The 24608-nt window shown below is 70.3% G+C and carries 17 protein-coding genes; 15 read left to right on the top strand and 2 right to left on the bottom strand.

Annotated elements, in window-relative coordinates; all coding sequences use genetic code 11:
• Nucleotides 1-216 precede the first annotated feature (216 nt).
• From pxpA to AB3M83_RS13085, 3 genes are read left to right on the top strand one after another with little or no spacing between them, the layout of a single operon-like run.
• Nucleotides 217-972, top strand: a complete 756-nt coding sequence (gene pxpA, locus AB3M83_RS13095) for a 5-oxoprolinase subunit PxpA (protein WP_412948864.1) — start codon at nucleotides 217-219, stop codon at nucleotides 970-972.
• Nucleotides 966-2609, top strand: coding sequence for a 5-oxoprolinase subunit B/C family protein (locus AB3M83_RS13090; RefSeq protein ID WP_412948862.1), 1644 nt, complete (start codon nucleotides 966-968; stop codon nucleotides 2607-2609). The genes pxpA and AB3M83_RS13090 overlap by 7 nt, the downstream gene beginning before the upstream one ends.
• A 20-nt stretch (nucleotides 2610-2629) precedes the next feature.
• Entirely contained in the window at nucleotides 2630-3226 is a 597-nt protein-coding gene (locus AB3M83_RS13085) for a hypothetical protein (RefSeq protein WP_412948860.1), read from the top strand.
• 228 nt (nucleotides 3227-3454) lie between these two features.
• Here AB3M83_RS13085 and AB3M83_RS13080 read toward each other — a convergent pair whose 3' ends face one another.
• Nucleotides 3455-6058, bottom strand: coding sequence for an ATP-binding protein (locus tag AB3M83_RS13080; protein WP_412948859.1), 2604 nt, complete (start codon nucleotides 6056-6058; stop codon nucleotides 3455-3457).
• Between the two features lie 296 nt (nucleotides 6059-6354).
• On the opposite strand from AB3M83_RS13080, the gene rpoB reads away from it, so the two are divergent.
• The 3 genes from rpoB to AB3M83_RS13065 all read left to right on the top strand — a co-directional run bounded on the left by rpoB (nucleotide 6355) and on the right by AB3M83_RS13065 (nucleotide 14542).
• The gene (gene rpoB / locus AB3M83_RS13075; RefSeq protein WP_412948858.1) at nucleotides 6355-9852 is read left to right on the top strand and encodes a DNA-directed RNA polymerase subunit beta; all 3498 of its coding nucleotides are present in this window, start codon (nucleotides 6355-6357) and stop codon (nucleotides 9850-9852) included.
• 41 nt (nucleotides 9853-9893) lie between these two features.
• Nucleotides 9894-13769, top strand: a complete 3876-nt coding sequence (rpoC, locus tag AB3M83_RS13070) for a DNA-directed RNA polymerase subunit beta' (RefSeq protein ID WP_412948857.1) — start codon at nucleotides 9894-9896, stop codon at nucleotides 13767-13769.
• Nucleotides 13770-13894: 125 nt separating this feature from the next.
• Entirely contained in the window at nucleotides 13895-14542 is a 648-nt protein-coding gene (locus AB3M83_RS13065) for a hypothetical protein (protein ID WP_412948855.1), read from the top strand.
• A 7-nt stretch (nucleotides 14543-14549) separates the two neighbouring features.
• On the opposite strand, the gene AB3M83_RS13060 is transcribed toward AB3M83_RS13065, so the two are convergent.
• Entirely contained in the window at nucleotides 14550-15155 is a 606-nt protein-coding gene (locus tag AB3M83_RS13060; RefSeq protein WP_412948854.1) for a hypothetical protein, read from the bottom strand.
• A gap of 160 nt (nucleotides 15156-15315) precedes the next feature.
• On the opposite strand from AB3M83_RS13060, the gene AB3M83_RS13055 reads away from it, so the two are divergent.
• From AB3M83_RS13055 to AB3M83_RS13015, 9 genes are all read left to right on the top strand, one after another.
• The gene (locus AB3M83_RS13055) at nucleotides 15316-16443 is read left to right on the top strand and encodes an ABC transporter (protein WP_412948852.1); all 1128 of its coding nucleotides are present in this window, start codon (nucleotides 15316-15318) and stop codon (nucleotides 16441-16443) included.
• The gene (locus AB3M83_RS13050; protein ID WP_412948851.1) at nucleotides 16443-16910 is read left to right on the top strand and encodes a DUF6121 family protein; all 468 of its coding nucleotides are present in this window, start codon (nucleotides 16443-16445) and stop codon (nucleotides 16908-16910) included. Before AB3M83_RS13055 ends, AB3M83_RS13050 begins: the two co-directional genes overlap by 1 nt.
• Before the next feature lie 67 nt (nucleotides 16911-16977).
• A complete protein-coding gene (locus AB3M83_RS13045; RefSeq protein WP_412948849.1) occupies nucleotides 16978-17637 on the top strand; it encodes a spermidine/putrescine ABC transporter substrate-binding protein in 660 nt (219 codons plus the stop codon).
• A 31-nt stretch (nucleotides 17638-17668) separates the two neighbouring features.
• Complete coding sequence (locus AB3M83_RS13040; protein ID WP_412948847.1) at nucleotides 17669-19480, top strand: DUF5684 domain-containing protein; 1812 nt, start codon at nucleotides 17669-17671, stop codon at nucleotides 19478-19480.
• 285 nt (nucleotides 19481-19765) lie between these two features.
• Nucleotides 19766-20134 carry a 30S ribosomal protein S12 gene (gene rpsL / locus AB3M83_RS13035; protein WP_005050525.1) on the top strand — a complete coding sequence of 123 codons (369 nt, stop codon included), beginning with the start codon at nucleotides 19766-19768 and terminating at the stop codon, nucleotides 20132-20134.
• A gap of 5 nt (nucleotides 20135-20139) precedes the next feature.
• Nucleotides 20140-20610, top strand: coding sequence for a 30S ribosomal protein S7 (gene rpsG / locus AB3M83_RS13030; RefSeq protein WP_184215316.1), 471 nt, complete (start codon nucleotides 20140-20142; stop codon nucleotides 20608-20610).
• A gap of 83 nt (nucleotides 20611-20693) precedes the next feature.
• Entirely contained in the window at nucleotides 20694-22808 is a 2115-nt protein-coding gene (gene fusA, locus AB3M83_RS13025; RefSeq protein WP_412948844.1) for an elongation factor G, read from the top strand.
• Nucleotides 22809-22957: 149 nt separating this feature from the next.
• On the top strand, nucleotides 22958-24151 hold the full coding sequence (tuf, locus tag AB3M83_RS13020; RefSeq protein ID WP_412948842.1) for an elongation factor Tu: 1194 nt from the start codon (nucleotides 22958-22960) through the stop codon (nucleotides 24149-24151).
• A 154-nt stretch (nucleotides 24152-24305) separates the two neighbouring features.
• Entirely contained in the window at nucleotides 24306-24521 is a 216-nt protein-coding gene (locus AB3M83_RS13015) for an Rv0909 family putative TA system antitoxin (protein WP_412948840.1), read from the top strand.
• The last annotated feature ends 87 nt before the right edge of the window (nucleotides 24522-24608 follow it).

The raw sequence follows: 24608 nt of genomic DNA, 5'->3' as shown, positions 1-24608 counted from the left end.
GTCCCCGGCATCGGTGCCGACACTACGGCCCGGGACGCCGCCGCTCCACCGTCTTGCGGACGGGCCTTGCGTCTTGCGGACGGGACCGCGGCCGCTGCACCGCCTCGTGCAGGGTGGCGGTTCGGTGCGGCGTCCGGAGACCTGGCCGGCGCTCGCCGTCATCCGGCGGCGCGAACCTTCCGGCGGCGGCTCCGGGCGCGGCGGTACCGTGGGCGCATGGCGACGATCGACCTCAACGCGGACCTCGGCGAGACCGTCGACGGCATCCCGACGGCCGACGACGAGGCCATGTTCGCCGTGATCTCCAGCGCCTCCGTCGCGTGCGGTGGACATGCCGGTGACACGGCGTCCATGACGGATGCCGTCGCCCGCGCAGCCCGCGCCGACGTCGCGATCGGCGCGCACCCGTCGTTCGAGGACCGGGCCGGCTTCGGGCGGACCGCCCTCGACGTCGCCCCCGATCTGCTGCGCCGTCAGGTGCGGGGGCAGATCGCGGCGCTCGCGACCGCGGGTGCCGCCGTCCGGTACGTCAAGCCGCACGGCGCGCTCTACCACGTCGTCACGCGGAGCGCGGATGCGGCGGCCGCCGTCGCCGCCGCGGTCGCCGACGTGTCGAGCGACCTCGGACGGGTGCTGCCGGTGCTGGGGCTCGACGGCGAGATCGTCCGGGCGGCGGAGTCCGCCGGGCTGCCGTTCGTCCGCGAGGCCTTCCTCGACCGCGCGTATCTCCCGACCGGCGCCCTCGTGCCGCGCACCTCGCCGAACGCCCTGCTCGGCGATCCGGCGGTCGTCGCCGCCCGGGCGGTGCGCCTGGCGCGCGAGGGCGTGGTCGACGCCGTCGACGGGTCGACCGTGCGTGCGGATGCCGCGTCGCTCTGCGTGCACGGCGACTCGCCCGGGGCCGTCGCGATGGCCCGGGCGGTCCGCGCCGCGCTCGATGAGGCCGGCATCGCGGTGCGCGCGCCATGGTGATCCTGCCGTTCGGCGAGCGCGCGCTCCTCGTCGAGGTCGACTCGCTCGCGGACGTGCTCGCGTTGTACGCCCGTCTCGCGGCGACGCGGCCGCCCGGCGTGGTCGACCTCGTCCCGGCCGCCCGCACGATCCTCGTGCGCGTCGACCCGGCTCTGCTGCCGTCGGCGACGCGCGCGTGGCTGGCGGATGCCGAGCGGTCCGGCGGGCGACGCGAGGACACGTCGGCGGGCCCGGTGACTCCGGCCGAGGCCGAGGTAGAGGCCGAGGTAGAGGCCGAGGTAGAGGTAGAGGTGCCGATCGTCTACGACGGCGCCGACCTGGCGGAGACGGCAGCCGTCCTCGGGGTCGGGGTCCCGGACCTGATCGACCGACATCGAGCGGCGCGGTGGACGGTGGCCTTCACCGGATTCGCACCGGGCTTCGCGTACCTCGTCAGCGACGACTGGCCGTTCGACGTGCCGCGCCTGGAGACCCCGCGCACCCGGGTCCCGGCGGGATCCGTCGGGCTGGCCGGCTCGTTCAGCGGCGCGTACCCGCGGGAGACGCCGGGAGGCTGGCGGCTCATCGGGACGACTCCCGCGCCGCTGTTCGACACGTCGGCCGAGCGCCCGGCCCTCCTCTTGCCCGGGGCGCGGGTGCGTTTCGTCGAGCGCCCTCCCGCCGCCGGACCCGCGACGAAGCTCGGCTCTCCGCCTCCCGCCGCCGGACCCGCGACGCGGCTCGGGTCTCCGCCTCCGAGCGCCGCGCCGGCCCCGGCGCCGCAGCCCGCCCTGACCGTCACCGCTCCGGGGCTCCTGGCGACCGTGCAGGACCAGGGCCGCCCGGGCCACCTCGCCGAGGGCGTCGCCCTCTCGGGCGCGGCGGACCGCGCGGCCCTCCGCACCGCCAACCGGCTCATCGGGAACCGCGAGGACGCCGCCGGGCTGGAGATCACCCTCGGCGGGTTCCGCGCCGTCGCGCACGCCGACCTCTGGATCGCGGTGACCGGCGCGTGGGGCGGCATCCGCCTGGACGGTCGCGGCGTCGACCCGTACACCGCCCTGCCGTGGCCGGCGGGCAGCGAACTCCAGCTCGACGCCTTCGCGGCGGGCGTCCGCGCCTACCTCGCCGTCCGCGGCGGCATCGCCGCCGACGCCGTCCTCGGGTCACGGGCGACCGACACGCTCGCCCGGCTGGGTCCGCCGCCGCTGCGCGCCGGCGACGCCCTCGGCATCGAGCACGACGCAGCGGGCCCGATCCCGCCGGAGGACCTCCACCCGTGGGGACCGCCGCCTGATGTGCTCGACCTGCCGGTGGCGCCCGGCCCGCGCGCCGACTGGTTCGAGCCGGCGGCCGTCGACCTGCTCCACACCGCGGAATGGACGGTCACGGCGGCAGCCGACCGGGTCGGCATCCGCCTGGACGGCCCCGTCCTCGAGCGCCGCCGAGGCGGCGAGCTGCCGAGCGAGGGCATGCTGCCCGGCGCGCTGCAGGTCCCGCCGAGCGGCCGCCCCGTGATCCTCGGACCCGACGGTCCGGTGACGGGCGGCTACCCCGTGATCGCCGTCGTGACGGATGCCGCGCGGGACCTGCTCGCCCAGGCGCGACCGGGTACACGGCTGCGGCTGCGGTCCGCAAGGCCCCTCGCGGGTTTCTGACCCCGCGTAGGGTTCGAAGCATGCCCCGCATCGCACCGTCCATCGCATCCGCCGCCGCCGGCCTCGTCCTCGCCTCCGCGATCGCCCTCGCGGGATGCTCGACGGCGGCGCCCGAGGTCGAGGAGTCGCAGGCGCCCACGGCCAGTGCGCCCGCCGTCGCGCCGGCCGCGGGAGGCACCGTCGAGGGCGACGCGTACGTCTTCTCCACGCCCGAGGGGTGGGGCTTCCCGGAGGAGGCGCCCGAGGGGTACGACGAGACGATGTTCTCGGCGGACCTCACCGACACCGACGACTTCACAGACAACCTGAACGTCATCACCTCGCCGGCGGGCGAGATCACGCCCGAGCAGGTCGAGTCCGACGGGGTCGCGGAGCTCGAGAACGTCGGCGCGACCGACGTGACCGTGCTCGACCGCGTCACCGCCGGAGGCGTCGAGTCGGCGCACCTCACCGCCGGCTTCGCCTCGCCCGAGGGCGTCGAGTACACGATCGACCAGTACTACCTGACGGATGCCGGACAGACCCACATCGTCACGTTCTCCTTCAGCCCCGACGTGCCCCAGGAGGACCGGGACGCCCTCGCGCAGTCCGTGCTGGCCACCTGGCAGTGGAAGTGACCCGGCCCGAGACCCATGGATGAGAGAGATCTCATCGACATGATCGGGCCGCGGAGCTCATCGACGATCCCGGCCGCCCTAGGCTCGAACCGATCCCGCTGAGCCTCCTTCCAGCGGCATCGATCAGGGCACGGCGCCCACGCGTTTCGGGAGCGGAGCGGCGCCGGATCCGCCGGTCCGGGTCCTCCATCCCGGGCCGGCGGCAGCCGGACACCCCGCCGCCGACGGCTACCAGCGCGCCATCGCCTCGCGTGCCGCCGGCAGGGCCGCGTCGGGGAGCGCCCGGGCCACCGCCTCCGCCAGCGTGAGCTCGGTCCCGGCCGCCTCACCGGCCGCGACGCCGTCCGGATCGGCGGCGCGCGCGGCATCGAGCGACAGCGCGTGCACCGTGAAGGCCTCGACGTCGAACACGCCCACGCGATGCCGGATCGCGCTCGCCACCGCCGAGAGCTCGCCGGCCCGCCGGGCCTCGCCGCGGGCGGCGGCGATCGCGCACAGCCCCTCGAGCCCGTACGCGATGCCCTCCTCGTGATGGAGGCGCAGCGAGTCGAGCAGGGTGCGCACGAAGACGCGCTCCGCCTCCTCGGTGTCGCCCCGGACGATGAGCAGCCGGCCGCGCTGGTTCCCGGCGATCGACCGCGTGAACAGGTCGCCCCCGCCCGCCGCGATGCGCGTCGCGCGCTCCAGGTGCGACAGCGCGTCGTCGATCGACCCCCGCAGCCAGGCGACGCGGGCGAGCGACACCCGCGAGATCGCCTCGCCCCACCCGTTGCCGACCGCGTGCAGCCGGTCCACCGCCGCCGTCAGCTCGCGCTCCGCCAGGTCGATGTCGGGGTCGGCCAGTTGCACGCGCGCCGTGGCGCGTGCGGCGAAGGCCATCGCCGCGGCATCCTCGTCGCCGCTCTCGGTGAACAGGCGCACCACTTCGCCCAGCCCGGCGACGACCTCCTGCGCCGGTCGCTGCCAGAGCTCGCCCCACAGGGCGAAGAACCAGGCGACCGCGCGGGTGTGCTGCCGGATGGGCTTGTCCTTGCCGAGCAGCTCGAGCATCCAGACCCGCACGGCCGCGAACAGGCCCATGATCCACCAGTAGATGAGGAGCGACCAGGTCAGGCTCGCCGCGTCGTCGAGGCGGTCGACGTAGACGAGGTGGCGGACGGCGGCCCGGAGGTTCGCGTGCTGCACGCCGAGCTCGGCGATCGTCTCCTCCTGACCGTCGCCGCGCAGCCGAGGCGCGAGGGTCGACACGAGGGACAGGTAGTAGTCGGCGTGGGCGCCGCGCATCAGATCGGCCTCACCGTGCTCCTTGAGTCGGCCGATGGCGTACTCCCGGACGATGGCGAGCAGGGAGAGGACGCCGCGCCCCGCCATATCGGTCTGCGTGACGAGTGAGCTGTCGATGAGCGAGGCGAGGGCGTCCACCGCCTGTCCGTCCCAGGAGCGGCCCTGCCCGAGCGCCTCGACGGCCTCGAGGGTGAACCGCTCCGCGAACACGCCGAGGTCCTCGAGCAGCGCCCGGTGGTCGTGCGGCAGCAGGCTCACGCTCCACTCGAGCGTCGCCCGCATCGTCCGGTGCCGGTCCGGCAGGTCGCGCACCGCCGCGGTGAGCAGGGGGAGCGCCTGCCCCAGCCGGTCCGCGATCGCCTTCGGCGACAGCATCCGCACCTTCGCCGCCGCCAGTTCGACCGCCAGCGGCAGCCCTTCGAGGCGGCGGCAGATGTCCATCACCGCGCCCACGTTGTCGTCGGTGAGGGCGAAACCCGGCTTGGTGGCGGTCGCCCGGTCGACGAACAGCGCGCACGCGGTGGACGCGGCCGCACGGTCGAGCGTGGCGGGGGCGTTCGGTTCGGGGACCGTGAGCGCCTGCACGTCGTAGACGCGCTCGCCCCGCACCCGCAGCACGATGCGGCTCGTGACGAGGAAGGTCGCGTCGGGCGCGACGGTGAACAGGCGCATGAGGACCGGCGCCGCCTCGACGATCTGCTCGAAGTTGTCGAGCACGAGGAGCACCCGCCTGCCTTCCAGCGCGCGCGAGAGGCGTTCCTCGAGGGAGGCTTCGCCGTTGTCGCGGATGCCGAGGCAGTACGCGATCGTCGGCAGGAGCAGCCCGGACTCGAGCACGTTCTCGAGCGGGATGAAGTAGACGCCGTCGGGGAAGGCCCCGCTCAGCGACCGGCTCACCTCGATCGCCAGCCGGCTCTTGCCGATGCCGCCGGGGCCGATGAGGCTGACGAGCCGGTCGTCGCCGGTCAGCAGGGCCGACACGGCGGCGATGTCGGCGGAGCGCCCGATCGTCGCGGTGTAGGGCGTCGGCACCCTCGCGGCGAGGACGGTGTCGGCGTCGCCGTCGCCGGGAAGGGCGCCGCGACGCGACTCGTCGAACCGCTCCGCGAGGAGGACCGCGAGATCGGTGGCGATCCGCCCCTCCAGCTCGGCGGGATCGTCGAAGGGCAGATAGGCGGCGGTGTCGTCGTCGCGGATGCGTCCGATCAGGGCATCGAGACGCTCCTCGCGGCGCGCGACGCGCTTCACGTAGATCAGCTTCGGCATGTCCCGCGGGGCGAGACGGTACTCGTCCTCGAGCCCCGAGATCTCCTCGCCCGGCGCCACCCAGCCGTAGCTCTCGGCGTACACCCCCACGAACACGTCGCTCTGCTGCAGGTAGGAGCGGTACAGCGCGCGCGGCGGATGCGGACGCGCGCCCAGCTCGAACATCACCGGCGCCAGACCGAGCCGCTCGACGGCTGCGCGTGCCGCGATCCGCTCGGGTGCCGATTCGCGCAGGGTGGAGCTGATGAAGACCCGGATCCGCTGATCAGGTGTGCGGATCACGGGGTGAGGTTCCCCAACCATGAGCACATCATGGTGGTGCGCGCCGGATCGCGCCAGAGGCATCCGGGGTTATACCGCAGCATTCCGAACTCGTCAACGATCCGGCTGGACACGGCGCGTCGTTCGTCCTATAGTAGGTAGTTGCGCTCCCCTCTACATGCCCTCATATGGTGGTCGGCTTGTGCCTGTGCCCCCGGCGGATATCCGTCGGCGCGTGCCGCAGGTGAACAGATGTGGGAGTACTCCACCTGACGACAAGGAAACCAGCCCTCCCCGGGCTCACGGAGGTAATCCCCTTGGCTGCTGCGCGCAACGCAACTTCCACCACCACCTACAAGAACGGCCGCAACGCTTCGCGTCTGTCGTTCGCCAAGATCTCCGACACGCTGACGGTCCCTGACCTTCTCGCGCTGCAGACCGAGTCGTTCGACTGGCTCGTCGGCAACGAGCAGTGGAAGTCGCGCGTCGCCGAGGCGCAGGCCGCCGGTCGCACCGACGTCCCCGAGATCAGCGGCCTCGAGGAGATCTTCGAGGAGATCTCGCCGATCGAGGATCTGGGCGAGACGATGCAGCTCTCGTTCACGAACCCGTACCTCGAGCCCGAGAAGTACTCGATCGAGGAGTGCAAGGAGCGCGGCAAGACGTACGCCGCCCCGCTGTACGTCGAGGCCGAGTTCATGAACCACCTCACCGGTGAGATCAAGACGCAGACGGTCTTCATGGGCGACTTCCCGCTCCAGACCGCGCGCGGCACCTTCATCATCAACGGCACCGAGCGCGTCGTCGTCTCGCAGCTGGTCCGCTCGCCCGGTGTCTACTTCGACAAGACGCCCGACAAGACGAGCGACAAGGATATCGTCTCGGCGCGCGTCATCCCCAGCCGCGGCGCCTGGCTCGAGTTCGAGATCGACAAGCGCGACCAGGTCGGCGTGCGCATCGACCGCAAGCGCAAGCAGTCGGTCACCGTCTTCCTCAAGGCCCTCGGCCTCACCACCGAAGACATCATGAGCGAGTTCGCGGGCTTCAGCTCGATCGAGGAGACCCTCGAGAAGGACACGATCCTCACCAAGGAGGACGCGCTCCGCGACATCTACCGCAAGCTCCGTCCGGGCGAGCAGGTCGCCGCCGAGGCTGCCCGCGCTCTGCTGGACAACTTCTACTTCAACGCGAAGCGCTACGACCTCGCCAAGGTCGGTCGCTACAAGATCAACCAGAAGCTCGGTCTCGACAAGCCGCTGTCCGACTCGGTCCTGACCGTCGACGACATCGTCGCGACGATCAAGTACCTGGTCCGCCTGCACCGCGGCGACGTCAGCTACGACGGCGTCCGCAGCGGCAAGCCCGCCGAGATCCGCCTGGACGTCGACGACATCGACAACTTCGGCAACCGTCGCATCCGCGCCGTCGGCGAGCTCATCCAGAACCAGGTCCGCACCGGTCTGTCGCGCATGGAGCGCGTCGTCCGCGAGCGCATGACCACGCAGGACATCGAGGCGATCACGCCGCAGACCCTGATCAACGTCCGCCCCGTCGTGGCGGCGATCAAGGAGTTCTTCGGCACGTCGCAGCTGTCGCAGTTCATGGACCAGAACAACCCGCTCGCGGGTCTGACCCACAAGCGTCGTCTGTCGGCGCTCGGCCCCGGCGGCCTCTCGCGCGAGCGGGCCGGCGTCGAGGTCCGTGACGTCCACCCCTCGCACTACGGCCGCATGTGCCCGATCGAGACGCCGGAAGGCCCGAACATCGGCCTCATCGGCTCGCTCGCATCCTTCGCGCGGATCAACGCGTTCGGCTTCATCGAGACGCCGTACCGCAAGGTCGTCTCCGGCAAGGTCACCGAGCAGATCGACTACCTCACCGCCGCCGAAGAGAGCGACTTCATCGTCGCTCAGGCCGGCGCCGAGCTGACCGCCGACGGCACGTTCGCCAACGACCGCGTCCTGGCCCGCCGTGGCCAGGGTGGCGAGGTCGACCTGTTCCCGGTCGACGAGATCGGCTACATGGACGTCTCGCCCCGCCAGATGGTGTCGGTCGCGACCTCGCTCATCCCGTTCCTCGAGCACGACGACGCGAACCGCGCCCTCATGGGTGCGAACATGCAGCGTCAGGCCGTCCCGCTGCTGCGCAGCGAGTCGCCGATCGTCGGAACCGGTATGGAGGGCTACGCCGCCATCGACGCCGGTGACGTCGTCACCGCCGACAAGGCCGGTGTCGTCACCGAGGTCTCCGCAGACGTGGTCACCGTCCAGCTCGACGAGGGCGGCACGAAGGACTACTTCCTCCGCAAGTTCGACCGCTCCAACCAGGGCACGTCGTACAACCAGCGCGTGGTCGTCTCCGCGGGTGAGCGCATCGAGGCCGGCGAGGTCATCGCCGACGGTCCTGCGACCGAAGAGGGCGAGCTCGCCCTCGGCAAGAACCTCCTCGTCGCCTTCATGACGTGGGAGGGTCACAACTTCGAGGACGCGATCATCCTCAGCCAGGAGCTCGTGAAGAACGACACCCTCTCCTCGATCCACATCGAGGAGTACGAGGTCGACGCCCGCGACACCAAGCTCGGCAAGGAGGAGATCACCCGTGACCTCCCCAACGTCAGCCCGGACCTGCTGAAGGACCTGGACGACCGCGGCATCATCCGCATCGGCGCCGAGGTCCGCCCCGGCGACATCCTCGTCGGCAAGGTCACGCCCAAGGGCGAGACCGAGCTGTCCGCCGAGGAGCGCCTGCTGCGCGCGATCTTCAACGAGAAGAGCCGTGAAGTCCGTGACACCTCGCTGAAGGTGCCCCACGGCGAGCAGGGCACGATCATCGCCGTCAAGGAGTTCAACGCCGAAGACGGCGACGACGAGCTCGGCTCGGGCGTCAACCGCCGCGTCGTGGTCTACATCGCCCAGAAGCGCAAGATCACCGCGGGCGACAAGCTCGCCGGCCGTCACGGCAACAAGGGCGTCATCGCGAAGATCCTCCCCGTCGAGGACATGCCGTTCCTCGCCGACGGCACGCCCGTCGACGTGGTCCTGAACCCGCTCGGCATCCCCGGACGAATGAACTTCGGCCAGGTCCTCGAGACCCACCTCGGGTGGGTCGCCAAGCAGGGCTGGAAGGTCGACGGCTCTCCGGAGTGGGCAGCGAAGCTGCCCGAGCAGGCCCGTGAGGCTGCGCCCGGCACGAAGGTCGCCACCCCCGTGTTCGACGGTGCCTTCGAGCAGGAGATCGCGGGTCTCCTCGACTCGACGAACCTCAACCGCGACGGCGAGCGCCTCATCGACAGCTCCGGCAAGGCCGCGCTGTTCGACGGTCGCTCGGGCGAGCCGTTCCCGGCTCCCATCTCGGTCGGCTACATGTACATCCTGAAGCTGCACCACCTCGTGGACGACAAGATCCACGCCCGCTCGACCGGTCCGTACTCGATGATCACCCAGCAGCCGCTCGGTGGTAAGGCGCAGTTCGGCGGCCAGCGCTTCGGTGAGATGGAGGTGTGGGCCCTCGAGGCCTACGGCGCCGCATACGCGCTCCAGGAGCTCCTCACGATCAAGTCGGACGACATCGTCGGCCGCGTCAAGGTCTACGAGGCGATCGTCAAGGGCGAGAACATCCAGGAGCCCGGCATCCCGGAGTCGTTCAAGGTCCTCATGAAGGAGATGCAGTCCCTCTGCCTGAACGTCGAGGTCCTCTCGGCCGACGGCACCGAGGTGAACCTGCGTGACAGTGACGACGAGGCCTTCCGCGCGGCGGAAGAGCTCGGCATCAACATCTCCACCCGGTTCGAGTCGACGTCGATCGACGAGATCTGACCCGGCCCGGTAACGAACAGAATTCCGACACAGGAGAATCAGTGCTCGAGTCACACACCTTCGATCAGCTTCGCATCGGTCTCGCCACCGCCGACGACATCCGTCGTTGGTCCTTCGGTGAGGTCAAGAAGCCCGAGACCATCAACTACCGCACCCTGAAGCCCGAGAAGGACGGTCTGTTCGGCGAGCAGATCTTCGGCCCCTCGCGCGACTGGGAGTGCGCCTGCGGCAAGTACAAGCGCGTCCGCTTCAAGGGCATCGTCTGCGAGCGCTGCGGCGTGGAGGTCACCAAGTCCTCCGTCCGCCGTGAGCGCATGGGCCACATCGAGCTCGCCGCTCCCGTCACCCACATCTGGTACTTCAAGGGCGTCCCGTCGCGCCTGGGCTACCTGCTGGACATGGCGCCGAAGGACCTCGAGAAGGTCATCTACTTCGCCGCGTACATGGTCATCTCGGTCGACGAGGACGCGCGTCACCGCGACCTGCCGACCCACGAGTCGAACCTCCGCCTCGAGATGAAGAACCTCGCCGACCGCCGCGACGCGCGTATCGCCGCTCGCCTCCAGACGCTGGAGGAGGAGCTCGCCGCGCTCGAGGAGGAAGGTGCCAAGGCCGACCAGAAGAAGAAGGTCAAGGACGCCGCCGAGAAGGAGATGGCGACGATCCGCAAGCGCGGTGACGAGCAGGTCGCCAAGCTCGAGCGCATGTGGGACGAGTTCCGCAACCTCGAGGTCGGCCAGCTCAAGCAGGAAGACGACATCTTCCAGGAGCTGCAGGACCGCTTCGGGCAGTACTTCGAGGCCTACATGGGCGCCGAGTCGATCAAGCGTCGTCTCGAGGCGTTCGACCTGGCCGCCGAGGCCGAGTCGCTGCACCTGCAGATCTCCGAGGGCAAGGGTCAGCGCAAGATCCGCGCGATCAAGCGCCTGAAGGTCGTCAACTCGTTCCTGTCGACCGGCATGAGCCCGGCTTCGATGGTCCTCGACGTCGTCCCGGTGATCCCGCCGGAGCTGCGCCCGATGGTCCAGCTCGACGGTGGCCGCTTCGCCACCAGCGACCTGAACGACCTGTACCGTCGCGTGATCAACCGCAACAACCGTCTTCGTCGTCTGATCGACCTCGGTGCCCCCGAGATCATCGTCAACAACGAGAAGCGGATGCTGCAGGAGGCCGTCGACGCCCTGTTCGACAACGGTCGCCGCGGTCGTCCCGTCACCGGTACCGGCAACCGCGCCCTCAAGTCCCTCAGCGACATGCTGAAGGGCAAGCAGGGCCGCTTCCGCCAGAACCTGCTCGGCAAGCGCGTCGACTACTCGGGACGTTCGGTCATCATCGTCGGCCCGCAGCTCAAGCTGCACCAGTGCGGTCTGCCGAAGCAGATGGCGCTGGAGCTCTTCAAGCCGTTCGTGATCAAGCGCCTGATCGACCTCGGTCACTCGCAGAACATCAAGGCGGCCAAGCGCGCCGTCGAGCGCACCCGTCCCGAGGTCTGGGACGTGCTCGAGGAGATCATCCGCGAGCGTCCCGTGCTGCTCAACCGTGCACCCACCCTGCACCGCCTGGGCATCCAGGCCTTCGAGCCGCAGCTCGTCGAGGGCAAGGCCATCCAGCTGCACCCGCTCGTCTGCGCCGCCTTCAACGCGGACTTCGACGGTGACCAGATGGCCGTGCACCTGCCGCTGTCGGTCGAGGCCCAGGCCGAGGCCCGCGTGCTGATGCTCGCGTCGAACAACATCCTGAAGCCGTCGGACGGCCGCCCGGTGACCCTGCCCTCGCAGGACATGATCATCGGTCTGCACCACCTGACGACCCTCAAGGAGGGCGCAGCCGGTGAGGGCCGCGTGTTCGGCTCGGTCGGCGAGGCGATCCTGGCGAAGGACGAGGGCACCCTCGACCTGCAGGCCAAGGTCCGCATCCGCGTCCCCGGCCTGACGTTCCTCGAGGGCGAAGCGCCCGAGGGCTACGAGCGTCACGGTCTGGTCGACGCGTCGCTCGGTCAGGCGATCTTCAACGACACGCTCCCCAAGGGCTACCCGTTCGTTCGCGAGCAGGCCGACAAGGGCAAGCTGTCGCAGATCGTCAACAAGCTGGCCGAGGAGTACCCGAAGACCGAGGTCGCGGCATCCCTCGACCGGATCAAGGACGCCGGCTTCTACTGGGCCACTCGTTCGGGTGTGACCGTCGCGCTGAGCGACGTCCTCACGCCGCCGAACAAGAAGGAGATCGTCGGGGCCTACGAGAAGCAGGCCGCGAAGGTCCAGGGCCAGTTCGAGAAGGGTCTCACGACCGACGCCGAGCGTCGCCAGGAGCTCATCAAGATCTGGACCGAGGCGACCGACGAGGTCCAGAAGGCGATGCGGGACAACTTCCCGGCCGACAACACCATCAACCGCATGGTGAGCTCGGGCGCCCGTGGTAACTGGCTGCAGATCCGCAACATCGCGGGTATGCGAGGCCTGGTGAACAACCCCAAGGGTGAGATCATCCCCCGTCCGATCATCTCCTCGTACCGCGAGGGTCTGTCGGTGGCGGAGTACTTCATCGCGACGCACGGTGCCCGTAAGGGTCTGGCCGACACGGCCCTCCGTACCGCCGACTCGGGCTACCTCACCCGTCGTCTCGTGGACGTCTCGCAGGATGTCATCATCCGCGAGGAGGACTGCGGCACGTCGAAGGGCCTGGAGTTCACCATCGCCGCTCCCGGCGCGGACGGCACGCTCGTCCGCGACGCGAACGTCGAGAACTCGGTGTTCGCCCGTACCCTCGCCGCCGACGTCGTCGACGCGCAGGGAATCGTCCTGGCCGAGGCCGGCGACGATGTGGGCGACGTGCTCATCGACAAGCTGGTCGCCGGCGGCATCGAGACCATCAAGGTCCGTTCGGTGCTCACCTGCGACTCCGCCGTCGGCGTCTGCGCGAAGTGCTACGGCCGTTCGCTGGCCAGCGGCAAGCTCGTCGACATCGGCGAGGCCGTCGGCATCATCGCGGCCCAGTCGATCGGCGAGCCCGGCACCCAGCTGACGATGCGCACGTTCCACACCGGTGGTTCCGCGTCGGCAGACGACATCACGCAGGGTCTTCCCCGTGTGCAGGAGCTGTTCGAGGCTCGTACCCCCAAGGGTGCGTCCCCGATCGCCGAGGCTGACGGCGTCATCAAGATCGACGAGACCGACAAGGCCAAGAAGGTCATCCTGACGCCCGACAACGGCGACGAGCCGCACGTCTACCCGGTCCTCAAGCGCGCCACCCTCCTCGTCGAGGACGGCCAGCGCGTCACGGTCGGTCAGCCGCTGCAGGTCGGCACGCTGGACCCCAAGGAGGTCATGCGCGTCATGGGTGCCCGCGAGGTGCAGAAGTACCTCGTCGGCGGCGTCCAGGGCGTCTACCGCTCGCAGGGTGTCCCGATCCACGACAAGCACATCGAGGTCATCGTCCGCCAGATGCTGCGGAAGGTCACCGTCGTCGACCACGGCGAGACCACCCTGCTGCCCGGTGAGCTGGTCGACTTCAAGCGCTACCAGCAGATGAACCGCGAGGCTGTCGCCGAGGGCAAGCGTCCCGCGTCCGGCCGCCCCGAGCTGATGGGTATCACGAAGGCGTCGCTCGCGACCGAATCGTGGCTGTCCGCAGCGTCGTTCCAGGAGACCACCCGCGTCCTGACGCAGGCGGCCATGGAGGGCAAGAGCGACCCGCTCGTCGGCCTCAAGGAGAACGTCATCATCGGAAAGCTCATCCCCGCCGGAACCGGTCTTGCGAAGTATCGCAACGTCGCGGTCGAGGCGACGGAGGAGGCGAAGAGCGAGCGGTACCCCAACCGCATCTTCGCCTCGGACGGCGCCTACAGCGACGCCGACCTGAGCTACGTCGACTTCGACAGCTTCTCGACGGACGACTTCACGCCGGGCACCTACAACTGACCCGACGCGTGAGCGACTGACACAGGACCCCCGAGGATCTCGATCCGCGGGGGTCCTGTGCTGTTCGCGGCGGCCGCCGGAGCGGCGCGCGCCGCCCCGGCACGGTCGGCCCTACGGTGGAGGGCATGGCTCGGGTGGGGGGACGCAACACGGTCTTCGCGTGGTTCGTGGGCATCGTCTGCACGGCGGTGGTGGTCGCGCTCGCGGTGCTCGCTGCGCCGGTGTTCCCCGCCGCGACCGGCTGGGTGGCCGGCGCGGTCGGTCAGGTGCAGCGCGCCATCGACCCGGATGCCGCCGCCCCGGTCGATGCGGCCGAGCCGGCCGACGCGCCCGCCGACTCCGGCGACACCGGACTCCCCACGCAGTGCCGGGACCTGTACGACAACGCGATGTGGGCGACACTCCGCTTCACGGAAGGGGCTGAGCTGACGGCGTCCGTCGACGCCCCCGGGTTCGACGCCCCGGCGCTCGTCGAGGCGCTGTCTCCGCAGGTCATGATGACCTGCCGCTGGACCTCCGACGCCGGCACCGTCTCCACCACGATCGCGACGGTGCCGACGGACGCCGGTGCCATCGCGGCGGCGTCGCTGCCGTCCTCGGGGTTCGAGTGCGCGGCGCACGCCGGGCGGATGCTGTGCACACGCACCGACGGGGAGCTGCTCGAGACGCTCGAGGCCGCCGCGGGGATCTGGGTGTCGACGTCGCAGGACGCCTGGCATCCCACCGCGTACGCCGCGCGCGTCGCGGACGGCGTCTGGGCGTCGGCGGACTGACCCGTGGTCAGCCCTCCGGCCACAGCGCCTGCACGATGGCGGTCGTGTAGCCCTGCGGGGTGAGGTTGGAGTACTGCGTGTCGACGGCGACCCCGTCGCGGTAGTAGATGGTGCGTCCCTGCGGCAGGCCGAGGGTGTCGTCCTCCCACGTCTTCTCGCAGCGCACTCCCTCGTCGGGGGCGTAGCAGACGAAGCCCTCGTCGTCGGCAAGCTCGTTCATCGCATCGATCGCGGGGTTCTTCGGCGCATAGCCGACGACCGTGACGAGACGGGTCATGCTGGCGCCCGGGTCGGCCCAGACGCATACGCGGCTGCTGTCGGGGCGGATGCCGCCGCCCATGCCGGGCGCGTTCAGCGGGATGCCGTCGAGCGAGGCGAGGATCTCGTCGGTGAGGATGGTCTCGCAGTCCTGCGGCAGAGCTGTCGTCGACGTCGACGGGCCGTACGGGAAGTCGGCGACCGGGGCGGGCGTGGGTGTCGGGGAGGGGGTCGCCGTCGCCGTCGGCGTCGGCTCGCCGGAGGCATCCGCGCCCGGCTCCGGCGCGCATCCGCCCATTGCGAGCGCGACGGCGACCAGGGCGGTCGCGGTCAGTCGGCGCGCGCGGATCATCATGGTCCCCACGATACGTCGGGGCGGCGCGGGCGCCCGGCTGCGCCACCCGCCGTTGATCCCGCGTCGAGACACGACGGCACGCCTGCGCGGCCGCCGGGACCCGCGACGATACGCTTCCTGGTGCGGTGGCGCGCGCTGCCGCGTGAGGAGTACACGGCACATGAGCGACCCCCAGTCCGGCGAGCGCGACGACACGACCCGCGAAACCGCCTACGGAGAGCCGGTCGATGAGACCACGTCGAGCGAGGCGCCCGCCGTCGACGACGTCGTCGGCAGCGCCAACGACAGCCTCGCCGAGGCCGAGGCGGCCTCTCGCGCCGCCGACCGCGAGCGCGGCGACCGGTCGTTCTCCGTGGCCGATCGCGGCTCCGACCTCAGCATCGACTACGGCAAGTACGCCGACGACGACGCGGTGACCGCCTCCGCCGTGAGCAGCGAGCCGCTGTACCGCCCGCAGCCCGACACGTCCGAGACCGTGGCCGAGGGCTCGGCGAGCGCCGCGCCCGCAGCCGTCCCCGCGCCGACGACCTCGACGGCCGACGCGGACGCCGCCGAGCCCGCGACGACCGCGTACGCGCACGCCGACCAGACGCCCACCACGGTCACGCCGACGGAGCCCGCCGAGCGGCCCCGTGGGGACCGTGACACCGACGCCGGCACGGACGCCGACACGCGTCAGGCGGATGCCGCGGCTCCGGCACCCACCGCCGTCTACTCGCAGCAGCCGATCTTCGTGCAGGCACCCGAGGCGCCCCGCCCCCGCGGGAACCGCGCCGCGGCCGGCGCGATCGGCCTGCTCGCCGCCCTGCTGTTCGCCCTCCTGTACCTCGCCGCGAGCCTGGGCTTCGCCGCCCTCGACGGCGGCATGGACGTCGCCGACCTTCCGGGTGAAGCGCTCGCGACGCTCGGGACCTGGGCGTTCTGGGTCCCCGTGGCCGTCTTCTTCCTCGGCTTCTGGCTGCTGGGCGCCTTCATCAACCGCGGCCGCTGGGGCCTCTGGGTGATCCTCGGCCTGCTGGTCGGTGCGGTCTCGTACGGCGGGTACCTGCTGGGTCAGCTGTTCGAGGCGCCGTTCTGGGCGGTCGCGCCCTCCGAGGCCGCGGCGCTGGTCGGCGAGCAGCTGCTCGCGCCGCTGGCGATCGTCGCGTTCATCCTCGGCCGCGAGATCACCATCTGGTTCGGCGCCTGGGTCGCCGCCCGCGGCCGCCGCGTCACCGAGCTCAACGCCGAGGCGCAGCGCGAGTACGAGCGCACGCTCGAAGCGGGACCGCAGCTGCACCAGTACTGATGGACGAGCCCGGCCGTGGAGTGACGCCGCCGGTGGCGGCGTTCTTCGCCACGGTCGGGTTCGCGTCGCTCGCGATCTGCGGGTTCGGATTCACGAGCCTGTTCGCCGGCCGCGACGTCATCGCGACCCCCGACCTCGGCCACGCACCGGGCATCGTCGCGATGGTCCTGGCGGGCGTCGCGTTCGCCGCGACGGTGTGGGGCGCCACCCGTCGCGGCCGCTACCCCGCGGCGCTGTGGGTCGGCGTCGCCACGTTCGCGGCCTACCTCGCCGGTATCGTCGTGGGCGGGTTCTTCGCGGGCATCGATCCGGCGCGCGCGATCGGCGCCGCGGGGGAGTTCGCCCTCTCGATCTTCGCCGTCGTCCTGCTCCTGGCCGCGTTCGTGGCCGCGTGGTGCGGGGTGGCGCTGGTCCGCACCCGATCGGGCCGGCCGCGGTGGCCGTGGGAGGACGACGCCGACGAGTGACGGCGGCACCGGCATCCGCCCGCCGTCGCTGCACCACTTTTCCGCTGATGTCCGCGACAATGGTGGCGTGGAGCGTTCGCTCGAGACGCAGGTCAGCCAGGCGGTGGACGCCTGGCTGCGCTGGCTGCCCCGATGGGAGCCGGCGACCCATCGCGGACGAGTCGCCCCGTGTCGACGCTGCCTCGGCTCGCCGGTCCTGTCGGCGGCGGGGCTCGGCTCCGACGTGCCGCACGGCGTGCAGCACGGACTGTCGACCCGGGTGAAGACGATCGTCGACCACGCTGTCGCCCAGTACACCTCGCGCAACCTGCCGATGCTGCAGGCGGAGCTCGACCAGCAGGCGAACCGCAACCGCTCGCGCAGCTACCGCCCGGCGGAGGGCCTCGAGCCGGAGTTCGAGGGTCTGCCGCTCGATCCCGACCCCGTTCCCGGCGCCCCCTTCCTCTTCACGATCGGCGGCCTCGCGGAGGAGGCGGATGCCGTCGTCCCCGCCCTTCCGCCGCTGAGCGAGGAGGCGAAGGCCGCGCTCCGGCAGGAGGTCCGGCTCGCCGACGAGTACGCGAGCATGGTCGGGCGCGAGGTGTGCACGATCCTGCTGCGCCACCGGCTGCGGATCCAGGCGGCGGTGGGGCAGTACGTCGAGCCGCAGATCGCCGCGATGCTCGACGAGCTCACGCGGTCGCTCGACGCGCCGTTCGACGGCACCGACGGACTCCCCGGGCTCTGACGGGGTGACCGCGCTCACTAGTGTGGGGACCATGAACTCGGGTGTCGACGGCGCCGCGACAGGAGTGCTGGGTCTGCTCGGCATCGTCCTCGTCGTCGGGCTGTACGTGTGGGTGGCGCTGGCGTTGTCGGCGATGTTCCGGAAGATGGGCGAGGAGCAGTGGCGCGCGTGGGTGCCGTTCGTCAACGCCGCGACGCTGCTGAAGTGGGGCGGATTCAGTCCCTGGCTCGTGCTCTTCATGCTCGTCCCCGGACTCGGCACGACCGCCGTCGGCGTCCTGGTCCTCATCTCGGTGCACCGCCTGAACCCGGGCTTCGGCTACGGGGGAGGGCTGACCGTCCTCGCGGTCTTCCTCTTCCCGGTGTGGGCGACGATCCTCGGGTTCGGTCCGGCGCAGTGGCGCGGCGCGCGGCTCGGCGGCGCGCCGATCCCGCCGCCGCGGCATCCGTTCGGTGGGTCGCTCCCGGCCACGGGTGCGTCGCCACCCTACGCGCCGTTCACCGCGGCGCCGCCTCGCCCTCCCGCCGGCGGGGATGCCGCGGGCTTCGGCGCCCCGCTGCCGCCCCCGCCTTATCCCGGTCCGGGACGCTCCCTCGCCTCGCCGCCTGCAGGACCGGTGCCCTCGGGAGCTGCGCCCGACCGGGCCGGTTCGGGCGCACCCGCCGGATCCGTCGCGCCCCAGCCGTGGGCGCCGCCACCGCCGGCGATGCCGCCGTCCGCTCGGCGCAACGCCCCGGCCGCTGAAGCACCCCTGCCCGCGCACGGCCCGGTCGCCGAGACCCCGGGCCGGAGCGCCGCGCCAGCCGGCGTCGTCCGCGCCGACGGGACGTCCGAGGCGGGTGCGTCCCCGTCGTGGCCGGCAGCGCCCACCGTCGCCCGGTCGACGTCGCCCGTCCCGCCGCCCACGCCGGCCGCGCCCGACGCAGCGGTCGTGGACGCAGCGGACGCCGCGCCCGCGGCATCCTCTCCGAGCGGCGCTCCGATCGCCGCCGTGCCCGGTGCGGCGGACGACGTCCCGGCGCATCGGTCGGACGCCGTCGGCGCCGCCGTGGCCGCGCCGACGGCCGACGCGGCCCCGCCCACGCCCACGCTCCGCGAGAAGTTCGATGAATCCGACATGGACGAGGTCTCCGCGATCTCGCCCGCGCCGTTCCCGCCGAGCTCGGCGAGCGCGTCCCGGCCGTTCGTGAATCCGCCCGTCGGTCCCGCCGAGGACGGGATCATCTCGTCGGTGCCCGGCCGGAGTGCCGACCGGCCCGTTTCGCGGCTGCGGCCGCCGGCTCTCGGCGGCGACGACCACGATCCGTTCCCCGAGCTGACGGGGGAGGTGTCCGCCGTTGTCGGCTCGCCCGCCGCCGGCGCTCCGATGTCGGCGAGCAGCTCCGTCTCGGCTCAGCAGCGCGAGGGGGGCGCATCGCCCGCGTCCGCGACGCCCGAGCCCGCTGCACCGCTCGACGACCTCGAGGACGACCTCGATCAGACGGTCATGGTGCGGCGCAAGCGAGGGCTGTGGGAGCTGGTCCCGCCGTCGGGGGCACCGATCCCGCTCCACGCCGACACCGTGATCCTCGGCCGCCATCCGGCGCCCGACCCCGCGCATCCCCGGGCGCAGCTCGTGACGGTCGTCGACCCGACCCGCACCGTCTCGAAGACGCATGCGCGCCTGGAGCGTCGCGGCGACGTCTGGCACATCGTCGACCTCGGCTCCACGAACGGCGTGCTGCTGCCGAGTCTGCTCGGCACCGACATCGAGCTCGAGGCGGGAACGGATGCCGAGGTGGCCGAGCGCTTCCTGCTGGGCGACGCCGCGCTGCGCCTGCAGCGGATCGAGCTGCCGGGCTGAGAACGCCTGTTTCGCCCGCGTTTGACCCACCTCCTCATCCCCGCGTATCATTGATCGGGTGTGCGTGCTTACGCGCCCTGCGATGTGCCTCGGCACCGGCGGGCCGAAGGCCGCACTCTCAACGGGAAAGGACCTGCGAACAGGTCACCCCCACGGCATATCCACCATTCAAAGTTCGTCGCGATCGCGGCGCGCCGGTGGATCTGTGGTGAAACCACGAACGCTGTCACCGTGCAGCACCTGTGCGCTCCCGCGAGGAAGCGCACAGCTCAACAAGGAGAGAACGTGCCAACCATTCAGCAGTTGGTTCGCAAGGGTCGCACGCCGAAGGTCACCAAGACCAAGGCGCCTGCCCTGAAGGCGAACCCGCAGCAGGCGGGTGTCTGCACCCGCGTGTACACGACCACGCCCAAGAAGCCGAACTCGGCCATGCGCAAGGTCGCTCGTGTCAAGCTCCGCAACGGCACCGAGGTCACCGCCTACATCCCCGGCGAGGGCCACAACCTGCAGGAGCACTCGCTCGTGCTGGTGCGCGGCGGTCGAGTGAAGGACCTCCCCGGTGTGCGCTACAAGATCGTCCGCGGCGCTCTGGACACCCAGGCTGTCAAGAACCGTAAGCAGGCTCGCAGCCGCTACGGCGCGAAGAAGGGTTGAGTTAGATGCCTCGTAAGGGACCCGCACCCCGCCGCGTCGTCGTCAACGACCCGGTCTACGGTGCTCCGATCGTCACCCAGCTGGTGAACAAGATCCTCGTCGACGGCAAGAAGTCGATCGCCGAGGCGATCGTCTACACCGCCCTCCGCGGCGTGGAGGCCAAGAACGGCCAGGACGCCGTCGCGACGCTCAAGAAGGCGCTCGACAACGTGCGCCCCACCCTCGAGGTCAAGAGCCGCCGCGTCGGTGGCTCGACCTACCAGGTGCCCGTCGAGGTCAAGCCGCACCGCGCGAACACGCTTGCGCTGCGCTGGCTCGTCTCGTACGCCAAGGGCCGTCGTGAGAAGACCATGACCGAGCGTCTCCAGAACGAGATCCTCGACGCCTCGAACGGCCTCGGTGCCGCGGTCAAGCGCCGCGAGGACACCCACAAGATGGCCGAGTCGAACCGCGCCTTCGCGCACTACCGCTGGTAATCCGACAGCACCCGGTGACCGGCCGGCGCACCCCGCCGGCCGGTCGCCCCGCGACTTTTCGTCACAACAGATAAGGACACCCCGTGGCACAGGAAGTGCTCACCGACCTCAACAAGGTCCGCAACATCGGCATCATGGCCCACATCGATGCCGGCAAGACGACGACGACCGAGCGCATCCTCTTCTACACGGGTGTCAACCACAAGCTGGGCGAGACCCACGACGGCGCGTCGACCACCGACTGGATGGAGCAGGAGAAGGAGCGCGGCATCACGATCACGTCTGCCGCCGTGACCTGCTTCTGGAACAAGAACCAGATCAACATCATCGACACCCCCGGGCACGTGGACTTCACGGTCGAGGTGGAGCGCTCGCTCCGCGTCCTCGACGGCGCGGTCGCCGTCTTCGACGGCAAGGAGGGCGTCGAGCCCCAGTCCGAGACCGTCTGGCGTCAGGCCGACAAGTACGACGTCCCCCGCATCTGCTTCGTCAACAAGATGGACAAGCTGGGCGCCGACTTCTACTTCACCGTCGACACCATCGTGAAGCGCCTCGGCGCCAAGCCGCTCGTGCTGCAGCTGCCCATCGGCGCGGAGAACGACTTCGTCGGCGTCATCGACCTCGTCGAGATGCGCGCACTGGTCTGGGAGGGCGACGCCAAGGGTGATGTCACCATGGGCGCCAAGTACGACGTCCGCGAGATCCCCGCAGACCTGCAGGAGCGTGCCGACGAGTACCGCCAGCAGCTGCTGGAGACGGTCGCCGAGAGCGACGACGCCCTGCTGGAGAAGTTCTTCGGCGGCGAGGAGCTCACCACGGCCGAGATCAAGGGCGCCATCCGCAAGATGACCGTCGGCGGCGAGCTCTACCCCGTGCTCTGCGGCTCGGCGTTCAAGAACCGCGGCGTGCAGCCCATGCTCGACGCGGTCGTGGACTACCTGCCCTCGCCCCTCGACGTGCCCGCCATCGAGGCGCACGACCCGAAGGACGAGGAGAAGGTCATCGAGCGTCACCCCGACGCGAACGACCCCTTCGCCGCGCTGGCCTTCAAGGTCGCCGTGCACCCGTTCTTCGGTCGTCTGACCTACATCCGCGTCTACTCGGGTCACCTCGACTCGGGTGCGCAGGTCATCAACTCGACCAAGGGCAAGAAGGAGCGCATCGGGAAGATCTTCCAGATGCACGCCAACAAGGAGAACCCGGTCGACGCGGTCACCGCGGGCAACATCTACGCCGTGATCGGCCTGAAGGACACCACCACCGGTGACACCCTCGCCGACCCCAGCGAGCCCGTCGTGCTCGAGTCGATGACGTTCCCCGAGCCGGTCATCGAGGTCGCCATCGAGCCGAAGACCAAGGCCGACCAGGAGAAGCTGGGCATCGCGATCCAGAAGCTCGCCGAAGAGGACCCCACGTTCCGCACCGAGCTCAACCCCGAGACGGGTCAGACCGTCATCAAGGGCATGGGCGAGCTGCACCTGGACATCCTCGTCGACCGCATGAAGCGCGAGTTCCGCGTCGAGGCGAACGTCGGCAAGCCCCAGGTCGCGTACCGCGAGACGATCAAGAAGACCGTCGAGCGTCACGACTACACGCACAAGAAGCAGACCGGTGGTTCGGGTCAGTTCGCGAAGATCCAGTTCGCGATCGAGCCCCTCGAGGTCACGCCCGACAAGACGTACGAGTTCGAGAACAAGGTCACCGGTGGCCGCATCCCGCGCGAGTACATCGAGCCGACCAACCAGGGCTTCCAGGACGCCATGCAGGTCGGCGTGCTCGCCGGCTTCCCCATGGTGGGCGTGAAGGCGAGCCTGCTGGACGGTGCCTCGCACGATGTCGACTCGTCCGAGATGGCGTTCAAGATCGCCGGCTCGATGGGCTTCAAGGAGGCCATCCGCAAGGCGAACCCCGTTCTCCTCGAGCCCCTGATGGGCGTCGAGGTCCGTACTCCCGAGGAGTACATGGGCGACGTCATCGGCGACCTGAACTCGCGTCGTGGCCAGATCCAGTCGATGGAGGACGGCGCGGGCATCAAGATCGTCCGGGCACTCGTTCCCCTGTCGGAGATGTTCGGCTACATCGGCGACCTGCGCTCGAAGACCTCGGGCCGTGCGGTCTACTCGATGGAGTTCGACAGCTACTCCGAGGTCCCGCGTGCGGTGGCCGACGAGATCGTCCAGAAGACCAAGGGCGAGTAACACTCGCCTTTACGGATGCCGGGGGCCCGGCTCCCGGCATCCGCCCAAACTGAATATCGAACGTCAACTACACTGACACCATCCCCGTAGACGACCGGTCGCAATCCAGCGCCCGGAAAGATCTACACGACAGTCCTGAGGAGGACCCAGTGGCTAAGGCCAAGTTCGAGCGGACCAAGCCGCACGTGAACATCGGAACGATCGGTCACGTGGACCACGGCAAGACGACGCTCACCGCAGCGATCTCGAAGGTTCTCGCTGACAAGTTCCCGTCCGCGACCAACGTGCAGCGCGACTTCGCGACCATCGACTCCGCTCCCGAGGAGCGCCAGCGTGGTATCACGATCAACATCTCGCACGTCGAGTACGAGACCCCGAAGCGTCACTACGCACACGTCGACGCCCCGGGTCACGCTGACTACATCAAGAACATGATCACCGGTGCCGCTCAGATGGACGGCGCGATCCTCGTGGTCGCCGCCACCGACGGCCCGATGGCTCAGACGCGTGAGCACGTCCTGCTCGCCAAGCAGGTCGGCGTGCCGTACCTGATGGTCGCGCTGAACAAGTCCGACATGGTCGACGACGAGGAGATCCTGGAGCTCGTCGAGCTCGAGGTCCGCGAGCTGCTGTCCAGCCAGGGCTTCCCCGGCGACGACGCTCCCGTTGTCCGCGTCTCGGGCCTGCAGGCTCTCGAGGGCGACGAGAAGTGGACCCAGGCGATCCTCGACCTCATGGAGGCCGCGGACGAGAACATCCCCGACCCCGTGCGTGACAAGGACAAGCCGTTCCTCATGCCGATCGAGGACGTCTTCACGATCACCGGTCGTGGCACGGTCGTCACCGGCCGCGCCGAGCGTGGCACCCTCGCCATCAACTCCGAGGTCGAGATCGTCGGCATCCGCCCGACGCAGAAGACCACGGTCACGGGTATCGAGATGTTCCACAAGCAGCTCGACGAGGCCTGGGCCGGCGAGAACTGTGGTCTGCTCCTCCGTGGCCTCAAGCGCGACGACGTCGAGCGTGGCCAGGTCGTCGTGAAGCCGGGTTCGGTTACGCCGCACACCAACTTCGAGGGCACTGCCTACATCCTCTCGAAGGAAGAGGGCGGCCGTCACAACCCCTTCTACACGAACTACCGTCCGCAGTTCTACTTCCGCACCACGGACGTCACCGGCGTCATCTCGCTGCCCGAGGGCACCGAGATGGTCATGCCCGGCGACACCACGGACATGACGGTCGAGCTGATCCAGCCGATCGCCATGGAAGAGGGCCTCGGCTTCGCTATCCGTGAGGGTGGCCGCACCGTCGGCGCCGGCACGGTCACGAAGATCATCAAGTAAGTCCTTTCGGACTCACCGACAAAGGGTCGGGCCTTCGGGCCCGGCCCTTTCGTCGTCCCCGGGCTCCTGCGCAAGGGGTGCCGTGCGGGCGGGACACGGTCCTAGGCTGTCGACGAGCGGCATCCGCCGACCGACTCCGACGTGAGGAACGCGCATGGGCATCGATGACCTGGTCAACAAGGGCAAGGACTTCCTCGAGCAGAACAGGGATCAGATCTCGAACACGCTGTCCTCCGAGAAGGCCGAGGGGCCGAGCGACAAGACCCTCGATGCCGCCGCCGAGTTCGTGAAGAAGGTCGCCCCCGACTCGGTCGACGCGAAGGTCGACGAGGTCCGGAACGCTGCCGATCGGCGCGTCGGGAACGAGTGATCGTCACCTTCTGAGGGGCCGGATGCCGAGCATCCGGCCCCTTCTCTCTGCCTGCATTCGACGGGCGGCACTCCCCACCTCGGCCGA

The sequence above is a fragment of the Microbacterium pasadenense genome, from assembly GCF_047246565.1.
Taxonomy (GTDB): domain Bacteria; phylum Actinomycetota; class Actinomycetes; order Actinomycetales; family Microbacteriaceae; genus Microbacterium.
Note: the sequence above shows the minus strand (reverse complement) of the source record. Positions and strands in the feature narration are given on the sequence as shown.